Source organism: Moorena sp., assembly GCF_982860115.1.
This window is the reverse complement of sequence record NZ_CEYLVT010000281.1, coordinates 1-8,662: the sequence shown is the minus strand read 5'-3', so window position 1 is coordinate 8,662 and position 8,662 is coordinate 1. Positions and strand designations below refer to the sequence as shown.

Here is an 8,662-nt window from a genome sequence, read left to right as displayed (position 1 = left end):
CGATTCCCGATTCCCGATTCCCGATTCCCGATTCCCGATTCCCGATTCCCGATTTACTGTTCCCTATTTCCTTGACTAGATCAATTAAATTGCTGAGCATAAAACCGAGCATAACGACCACCTTTCTCTAACAATCCTTCATGGTTACCCGATTCGACAATTCGTCCTTGTTCTACTACGATAATCCGGTCAGCACGGCGCACTGTTGCTAATCGGTGAGCAATAATAAAAACAGTGCGGTATTCCATAATCCGTTCTAAGGCTTCTTGTACTAAGGCTTCTGATTCTGAGTCTAAAGCGGAGGTGGCTTCATCGAGAATCAAGATTCTAGGATCGAGCAATACCGCTCGTGCGATCGCAATCCGTTGTCGTTGCCCTCCCGATAAATTAATTCCCCTCTCCCCTACCCAAGTGTGATATCCTTGGGATAGTTTAATAATGAATTGGTGAGCATTGGCAATCTTAGCCGCTTCCTGAACAGCTTTAAAGTCAGGTTTTAAGTGACCAAAGGCAATATTCTGAGCAATAGTACCTGAAAAGAGAGTGGTATCCTGGGGAACAATACCAATTTGACGCCTTAGACTATTGAGGGTAATATCTTGGATATTAATGCCATCAATTAGGATTTCTCCAGATTGCGGATCATAGAAGCGGGGCAGGAGATTAACCAAAGTAGTTTTACCAGCACCCGAAGCGCCTACTAATGCGATCGCATCTCCTGGAGAAATTTCTAAATTCAAATTTCTCAGTACAGGCTCACCAGGTTGATAAGCAAAGCTGACATTACAGTATTCTACCTTACCCGTCGCTGGCGGTAAAACTATAGCGCTTTGCTTTTCGATTACCGTTGGCTCAAGGGCAAATAGTTCAAAGATGCGGTCTATCGATGCTTCTCCCTGTTTGAACTCATTATAGTTTTGGGTTAGAATGTTGATCGGATCAATCAACATGGCAACACCGATACCGTAACTGACAAACTTGGAAGCCGTGAGGTTACCCTCAGCAATTTGCCATGCTCCCAACAATAGTAGTAACAAGAAGCACAAGGCTTCGAGAAAACCGACTATTGGAAACTGAATTGCTCTGAGGCGTTCAGCAGCATACTTGGCTTTGCGGTTGTTTTCTGCTTCTTGACTAAATTTTTCCAGGGTATAGTCTTCTGCGGCAAAAGCTTGGATTAACCGAATCCCGCTAAACACTTCCGTCAGCATTGCGGACAAATCCGATATCCGATTTTGGCTGCGATGGGAGAATTTACGGATCTGTTCCCCAAACCAACCAATCAACAAACCCATCAATGGTGCAATAATTACTATGGCTAAGGTCAGTTCTGGATTAATATAGATGACAGCAGTTAATACTACAATCAGTTGCAAGACACAAGGAATAAAATCACGAACAATTTTGTAAATCACCTCCCCAATCCGATCGAGATCTTCCGTGAGTCGGTAGGTAAGGTCACCAGTTCTAGCAGCTTCAAAGTAACCAATACTGAGGCGCTGCAAATGGTTAAAAACGTTTTCGCGTAAATGAAGGGCAATATGTAGTGAAGCTTTTGCTGATAGGGTATACAAACAATACTGCGCTATTTTCTGGGTCAGAAACACAACAGCAGCTAACCCAGCTAGCTGAAGACTCCTGACCAGTTTTCCCTGTCCGACCACAGCAAAAAAGGGCTCAGATAGCCAAAGGAGTAGGGGCCAGCAGACAGTGAATACTAATGTACAAACCAATGTCTGAGCCAGAGTTAAGCGTTGGGAACGAAGGTAAGGTCGCAGTTGCCAGTAACTAGAGTGAGGTTTCAAGTGTCAATCGGGAGAATGATGGCTTCTGTTTTAACCTATCACTTACGGTTAGCTGATGGTGACAAGTCCCAGATTTGCCTGAGATGCCTAAAACAGTTGGGAATCAACAACCTTGGTTGGTGGGCATTGGTGACCAAACTTCGTTGGAAGTGGTTTGGGATTTTTCCAGGCAATGCCCACCCTACAGACTGGTGTTAACAACCGAGATCCAAACGCCCTGATTGTGATATCCTAATCATTGGATGGTATTCAAAGTCAGAACTACTGTGGCGTTAAGAATAATAATTTTATCTGTCTTCGAGCTTGAAGCCCAAAAAAGCCTTTCACTCAGGATGTGATTAAACCACTGCACAACACCATAGAAGCATTTAACACCAGAGACTATGGATTTCCCAAGTTTAATAAATTTGGGCGTTATCAATCATTGTTATTCCCCCAGTTCAAGACCAGTCCCATTCAAGGCAATCCGATTCAGCAACAGTTGATTGGGCTAGTTAACATAACTTGGCATAGCTCTATTCTCTTTGGTTTCAAAATAAAGCGATGCAGCCCGGTCTTGGGGAGGCAGCGCGGTCTTGGGGGTCTCCCCCATGAGCGACTGCCGTGGTTTCCCCCACTCGCGCTTTGCATGGCTGACAGGGAGTGAGAGTTGTGTATAGATGCAGGGGACCAAAGAGGATATCAAATGCATGTGATCAGCTATCGACGTTTGCGGGAATTTAGTGAAAAACACGCTGATTGCCATGATGCTCTCGATAACTGGTATAAGATTGCCAATCAGGCTACTTGGTCTAACTTAGTTGAGGTACAATCGGTTTTTAGAAAAGCTGAAGCAGTAGGAAATTTTACAGTTTTTAATATTAAGGGTAATAAGTACCGCTTAATCGTAAGTATAGATTATGAAAAGCATTTAATTTACATCAAGTATATTCTGAATCACGCAGAATACGACTATAATAACTGGAAGAATGATCCTTACTTTTAATCGAAATCAAGACAATAAGTTATTAATTAAAGATCAACCTAAAATGATTAAAACAGAAGAAGATAATGAAAAAGCTTTAGCTTTTGTAGAAGAGTTGATGCACCGACCTCAACGAACACCAGAAGAAGATCAAATGTATGAATTGTTGATTACATTAATTGAAAAATTTGAACAAGACTATTATTCACCAGGAATTAGATCTCATCCTCAGTCTATGTTACTTTTTTTGATGGAGCAAAAAGACATAGAACCAGCGGATTTAGTGGGAATTATTGGCTCTCAAAAAACCGTTGATGACATAGTTAATGGAAAGCGAGAAATTAGCAAATATCAAGCCAAAACCTTGGGAGTTTTTTTTCAAGTTGATTCTAGTTTGTTTATGTGAAAAGCCCTGACCAATTGCTAACACTTGAGTTCGTTCGATGTATAGTAATTTTCATACTTATGAGGTACAGAGTTTTTTTCTCTTCCCTGTTTCCTAAAATTAATAAATAAATTATGTACTTTAGCCAATTGCTTCTTTTGAAAACCCATAGCTAGTAATGGTGGGCGGAATTTAAAATTCAAAATTCAAAATTATTGCATACTTATTAGATAAGGGTTTCGCTATTTTTGAAAGGTATCTTTATTTCCGCCGTGCCTTACTAGGGGGTTGGTGAACTAAGGAATGATCTTAAGTATAGTTGGATCAGTTACCGATTACCCTAAGTTTCACTCAATACCCAATTCACCAAAGTACGAACTGGAAAACCAGTTGCACCAGAATTATTACAACCATTTTCTTTTTCACTCCAAACTGTTCCAGCAATATCGATATGTACCCAAGGAGTTTCCTTAACAAATTCCTTCAAGAACAAGGCTGCTGTAATCGAACCACCTGCACGGGGCCCAGTATTTTTGAAATCAGCAATTTTAGATTTTAATCCTTCAAAGTACTTCTCTTCCATAGGCATCTGCCAGAGTTTTTCACCAGCCGCTTCTGCTGCATCTTTAAACTGTTGCGCTATTGTATCATCAGTGGTCCATAAACCAGCAATATCATTTCCCAATGCTACAACACAGGCACCAGTCAAGGTCGCTAAATCTGCGATCGCATCCACCTCTAATTTTTCTGCAAACACTAAAGCATCTGCTAGGGTCAGTCTTCCTTCTGCATCGGTATTATTGACCTCAATCGTCTTACCATTAGAAGCAGTAAGAATATCCCCTGGGTGCATGGCATGACCACTAATCATATTCTCCGTTGCCGCACTGATAAAGTGAACCTCGACATCCGGCTTCAACTGGCCAATTGCCTTAGCAGTGCCCAAGGTAGCCGCCGCACCCCCCATATCGATTTTCATAGTCTCGATGCCACTACCAGAACCTTTAATATTCAAACCACCGGAGTCAAAGGTTAAGCCTTTACCCACAATCGCTAATTTGCGTTTTGGAGTGCCATCAGGTTTGTAGGTGATATGAATAAACTTGGGGGGCAGATCTGAGGCTTTGGCAACCCCTAGGAAAGCACCCATTCCCAGTTCTTCACAGGCTTCCCTGTCCAAGATTTCGAGGGAAAAACCATACTCTGATGCCAGCTCCTCTGCTGTCTGAGCCAAACTAATTGGTGTCACCTCATTAGCTGGTGCTGCCACCAACTCTCGTGCCAAAATTACACCTTCACAGATTTTCTGAGCCTTATCAATCCCTGGTTCTTGCCCAGCCAATCCCAGTAAATCAATCTGTTCCAGCTTTGCGCCCTTATCCTCCGATTCTGACTTAAAGCGATTGTCTTGGTGTAGTGCCAGGATTATCCCCTCAGTGATACCTTGTGCAGTTGCTGTAGAGTCATCATTAACCACCGGTAGGCTAATTCCAAGAGTTTTAATCTTCTGCTGTTTCGCAGTCCGGGCAATTGTGGCACTCCCACGGCGAAGTGTATCTAAGCTCAGGTCATCAGGTTTACCCAATCCTACCAGGATAATTTTACGGATTGGGCTACCGGATCCCACACGGGTGACAGCAGAACTATTAGCGCTACCTTTAAATTCTGTTTCCTCGATCAATTCTGTAATCGTACCAGCCAGTTTCTGATCCAACTCGGCTAAATCACCAGTCAGGTCTACAGCATCCTCAAATAACCCAATGGCTAGAGCATCACCAGTCCAGTCTAACCGTGGTGTATCGGTTCCTCGAATTTCCATATTTTTCTCTGTCTAGGTAGTTACAATGAATAGTTTTGAAACCAATACCATAACAGATATCGACTGTTGATGGGGTGAGGGGGTTTGGTGGGTAGTTAGTGTAAATATTGTTGAAATGTTATCTGACGATTAACAAAAAAAACATTCTATCTGTGTTATATTTAGAAGTTATAATCATAAACTATCAATCAACTTGTTCCGGATCGAGACGTTTATGGATCAAAATATAGAGTCATTTAACACACAAAAAGTAAATCCTCGACAAAGCTATAGGAAACTCAACATTTTTGTCGAAGTCTTACTGGCTTCACGAGGTAAGCCAAACTAGAAAGAAGTGTTCTATGGACTTAAGCGATGCTTGATTGTATAACCACTTGAGGAATATTTCCCCTTAATCGCTGATTTCTGGTTTCCATCCTATGCCTCTGCTCGACCCCAACCGTTCTTATAGCTTCAGTGAAATAGCCAAACTCAAAACTCCCACGGATGAAATCCTAGCAGAATATGGCTATTTACTAGAACGTAGCTTATTAGATTTGCGGCAATATCAGGGTGAGTTAGATCGATTGCAGGAGCGCCAATCACGCCTCGAAGAAATCTTACCTTACCTCGATCTCACCAACGAACAATCCCGGCGGGAGATGTTAATTGCTCCTGTGATGGCAGATTTAATTCACTACACAAGGGCGCAGTTGCGGATTGAGTATTCAATCAAGGTCAGCAATCAGCTTCAAGGCACGTTGGACTATTTGCTGAGGACAACGACTAATCTGTTAGTAGTTGAGGCAAAGCAAGAGGATCTTACCAATGGTTTCACTCAGATGGCAGTGGAACTGATTGCCCTCGATCAGTGGGAAAAATGCCCATCGGTTGAGCAACAGCCACAGCTATTTGGAGCGGTTTCAACTGGAACAATCTGGCAGTTTGGTATTCTGCACCGGCAAGACAAATTAATCACCCAACAATTGACTCTCTACCGCGTACCAACCGATTTAGAACCCTTAACAAGAATTCTGATCGCAGCGCTCTCTTGCAGTAATTGAGCAAGAGAGCCACTGCTCTATTGTTGAGCAACTTGAGGAATATTTCCCCTCAAACCAGTCATCAACTTCAAGGCATAAATCTTCATCGGACGAATCCGGCGCAGCATCCATAACCCGAGACGGCGTATCCCCACTATTGGTAACCAGTTGTTGGAAAACATCCGATCTAGGGTATCGGTAAACCCTAAGATGACCAGATTCTCTTGCTTGCGCCAGTTTTCATAGCGCTTAAGAACCTCTATAGTTCCAATATCTTCCCCTGCTTGGTGTGCTTCACTCAAGACTTGGGCAAGGGCAGCAGCATCGCGAATGCCGAGGTTTAGTCCTTGACCACCGACAGGATGGCAGCAATGGGCAGCATCACCAATCAGTGCTAATCGTGACTGAATGTAGCGATCGCTCTGCATTAATTGCACTGGAAACAAATAGCGATCGCATTCCAACTCCAAGCGACCCAAAAGACCACCAGTGTAGTATTCCAGCTTAGCGAGAAACTGATCTTCGTCTAGTGCTTGTAACGCTTTGGCTTCAGCATGGGGTGCTGTCCACACCACCTGGCAGCGATTCTCTGACAAGGGCAGCACCCCCATCGGACCACTAGGCCAGAAGCGTTCAAAAGCCGTATTATTATGGGGCTTTTCGGTTTTAATCCGGGCAGTCACACAAGATTGCCAGTATTTCCAGCCACGAGTCGTAATCCTAGCCCTAGTCCGAATTTGCGATCGCGCTCCATCCGCCGCCACCACGAGCCTTGTCCTGATTCGATGCTGAGTATCACCCTCCTTGACAGTAATCTCCACCCCAGACTCCTGATACTCTACATCCACTACTTCTGCTGGACACAGCCAGTCAACGTTGGGGCAATCTGTCAAAAATTCTTGCAATGACGTTAGCACCGGACGGTGTTCTCCCACATACCCTAGGGCATTGGTCCCTAAATCTGAAGGGGAAAAATGCACCACACCGGAATGGTTAGCATCGGAAAGCCTGATCTGCCGAAATGTGCTAATCTGCGGCAGGATTTTATCCCAAACCCCAATACCTGCGAAAATACGCCCTGATAGGATAGACAAAGCATAGGCTTGTACCCTGGCAACTGCCACTGACTTGGGTTTGGCTTCTATGAGTAATACGCTCAACCCAGAATGTTTCAACGCACAGGCCAGGGTAGAACCAGTAATGCCACCCCCGACAATGGCTAGGTCGTAATCAAAACTTTGATGGGTTGCTGAGGTAGTTTGAATCAGCAGTTCCAGCGCCATAACTATAGTACTAAGTGTCTAGGTAAATAGGAATATATACTCTTTTTCATTGTGACGCTTTTAGATCAACCCATCAACTGATCGAATTTTGCTCAAGCTGGAAACACACGAGTTAACTCTAGGGACAGATCGCCAAGAGCAGGAATAGTAACCGTTTCATTGGGCAACACTACCCGTTTGACGCGATAGCCGAAATTTCTTCGAGTATCTTGATAGGGCTGAGTATAGCACTCTAGTTGACCAGCCACCAGGTTAACAATCCAGTAATCCTGAATTTGGTTTTCTGAATATAAGGATAGCTTTACGGTCTGGTCATACTCCAGGGTTGAATCTGACACCTCAATCACCAGCAATATATCCTTTGGATAAGGGTGATTTGGCAAGTAGTCATCCGCCTGACCCCATGCGATCGCAACATCCGGTTCCGGTTCACTGTCGTTGGATAGGATTATTGGTTCCTGTCCCCGTACCACCCCACGGTCGCCTACTAGCCTGTCCAACTCTCGCCATAACTTAGTGTTGCAAACCGAGTGGGACGTACCCTTCGCCACCATTTGTATTAACTCTCCCCGAATCAACTCCACCCGGTCATCTTCTGTTAGAAAACCATTATCAATCAAGCGATGATAGTCAGCTAGGCTAAAGCGCTTAGTTTTGATCAGGGTCATGATAACTTAACGTTAAAAACACAGCTTAATTTTATGAGCGATTATTCTTTTCCAATTTATCAACCCGTGCCTCTAGTGCCTTGATTTTTTCAGTACAATTTATAGGTTTATTTACCCAAATATCAATTAATTTAATATTCCCTATTTTATCATAAAATATACTTTAATTTTCAGCTTCTGGTAACCAATCCTGATCTAAGGTCAATTCAATAGAATAGGGGCAAGCCTCTGGAAAAACCGAAACAGGCATTCCTGTTTGCTGGGCTGCCTGACGGCGAGCCCGCTGATAGCTTTGTTCCAGCTGCTGGGCTGGATAGCTCCTGAGACTAGGACTATCTTCAATTGCTAGCTCAATCTGAGTCCGAGCGTCAGTAATCGAATCCAGCCAGCTATCCGAGCGACGCTGATGCTGGTATTGCCACTTGAGCAAATGTAACAGCAGGCGAATCAATTGGCTAGTAATTCCCCGCCTTTCACTCTTGCCCAAGTCTTCAACCTCCTCAATCAGATTTTCTAAGTCAATCTCTTGCCAACGACCTTCTCGCAACAACTGTGCTGTTTGTTGTGTCCAATAATTAAAGTCTTTTGTGTATGCTTTTTCCACAAGTATCTCTCCCTTTCTATACCCAATTGATCTCTTAGTTTATTAACTCTTGCTAGCATGCCTATTGCCTATTGCCTATTGCCTATTGCCTATTGCCTATTGCCTATTGCCT

The 8,662-nt window shown here is 43.6% G+C and carries 9 protein-coding genes; 4 read left to right on the top strand and 5 right to left on the bottom strand.

All coding sequences use genetic code 11. The features are described from left to right. Positions 1-80 precede the first annotated feature (80 nt). Positions 81-1,805 (bottom strand): ABC transporter ATP-binding protein, encoded by a 1,725-nt coding sequence (locus AC4II3_RS29075; protein WP_488017225.1) that lies wholly within the window; start codon positions 1,803-1,805, stop codon positions 81-83. On the opposite strand from AC4II3_RS29075, the gene AC4II3_RS29070 reads away from it, so the two are divergent. The 3 genes from AC4II3_RS29070 to AC4II3_RS29060 all read left to right on the top strand — a co-directional run bounded on the left by AC4II3_RS29070 (position 1,806) and on the right by AC4II3_RS29060 (position 3,175). Beyond that, positions 1,806-2,003, top strand: a complete 198-nt coding sequence (locus AC4II3_RS29070) for a hypothetical protein (protein WP_488017226.1) — start codon at positions 1,806-1,808, stop codon at positions 2,001-2,003. A gap of 487 nt (positions 2,004-2,490) precedes the next feature. Then, positions 2,491-2,790, top strand: coding sequence for a type II toxin-antitoxin system HigB family toxin (locus AC4II3_RS29065; protein WP_008189566.1), 300 nt, complete (start codon positions 2,491-2,493; stop codon positions 2,788-2,790). After that, entirely contained in the window at positions 2,774-3,175 is a 402-nt protein-coding gene (locus AC4II3_RS29060; RefSeq protein WP_488015946.1) for a helix-turn-helix domain-containing protein, read from the top strand. The genes AC4II3_RS29065 and AC4II3_RS29060 overlap by 17 nt, the downstream gene beginning before the upstream one ends. Positions 3,176-3,494: 319 nt before the next feature. On the opposite strand, the gene AC4II3_RS29055 is transcribed toward AC4II3_RS29060, so the two are convergent. Beyond that, positions 3,495-4,973, bottom strand: coding sequence for a leucyl aminopeptidase (locus tag AC4II3_RS29055; protein WP_488015945.1), 1,479 nt, complete (start codon positions 4,971-4,973; stop codon positions 3,495-3,497). 419 nt (positions 4,974-5,392) lie between these two features. On the opposite strand from AC4II3_RS29055, the gene AC4II3_RS29050 reads away from it, so the two are divergent. Continuing rightward, the gene (locus AC4II3_RS29050) at positions 5,393-6,016 is read left to right on the top strand and encodes a hypothetical protein (protein WP_488015943.1); all 624 of its coding nucleotides are present in this window, start codon (positions 5,393-5,395) and stop codon (positions 6,014-6,016) included. Between the two features lie 17 nt (positions 6,017-6,033). On the opposite strand, the gene AC4II3_RS29045 is transcribed toward AC4II3_RS29050, so the two are convergent. The 3 genes from AC4II3_RS29045 to AC4II3_RS29035 form a co-directional block, all read right to left on the bottom strand. Further along, positions 6,034-7,278, bottom strand: coding sequence for an FAD-dependent hydroxylase (locus tag AC4II3_RS29045; RefSeq protein ID WP_488015941.1), 1,245 nt, complete (start codon positions 7,276-7,278; stop codon positions 6,034-6,036). A gap of 92 nt (positions 7,279-7,370) precedes the next feature. Further along, the gene (locus tag AC4II3_RS29040) at positions 7,371-7,946 is read right to left on the bottom strand and encodes a Uma2 family endonuclease (RefSeq protein ID WP_488015939.1); all 576 of its coding nucleotides are present in this window, start codon (positions 7,944-7,946) and stop codon (positions 7,371-7,373) included. A gap of 163 nt (positions 7,947-8,109) precedes the next feature. Beyond that, complete coding sequence (locus AC4II3_RS29035) at positions 8,110-8,556, bottom strand: DUF29 domain-containing protein (protein ID WP_488015948.1); 447 nt, start codon at positions 8,554-8,556, stop codon at positions 8,110-8,112. Positions 8,557-8,662: the final 106 nt, after the last annotated feature.

Excerpts from the sequence above, each read along its gene's own strand:
- AC4II3_RS29065 (WP_008189566.1), top strand. The coding sequence starts at position 2,491 with ATGCATGTGATCAGCTATCGACGTTTGCGGGAATTTAGTGAAAAACAC.
- AC4II3_RS29060 (WP_488015946.1), top strand. The coding sequence starts at position 2,774 with ATGATCCTTACTTTTAATCGAAATCAAGACAATAAGTTATTAATTAAA.
- AC4II3_RS29055 (WP_488015945.1), bottom strand. The coding sequence starts at position 4,973 with ATGGAAATTCGAGGAACCGATACACCACGGTTAGACTGGACTGGTGAT.
- AC4II3_RS29050 (WP_488015943.1), top strand. The coding sequence starts at position 5,393 with ATGCCTCTGCTCGACCCCAACCGTTCTTATAGCTTCAGTGAAATAGCC.
- AC4II3_RS29045 (WP_488015941.1), bottom strand. The coding sequence starts at position 7,278 with ATGGCGCTGGAACTGCTGATTCAAACTACCTCAGCAACCCATCAAAGT.
- AC4II3_RS29040 (WP_488015939.1), bottom strand. The coding sequence starts at position 7,946 with ATGACCCTGATCAAAACTAAGCGCTTTAGCCTAGCTGACTATCATCGC.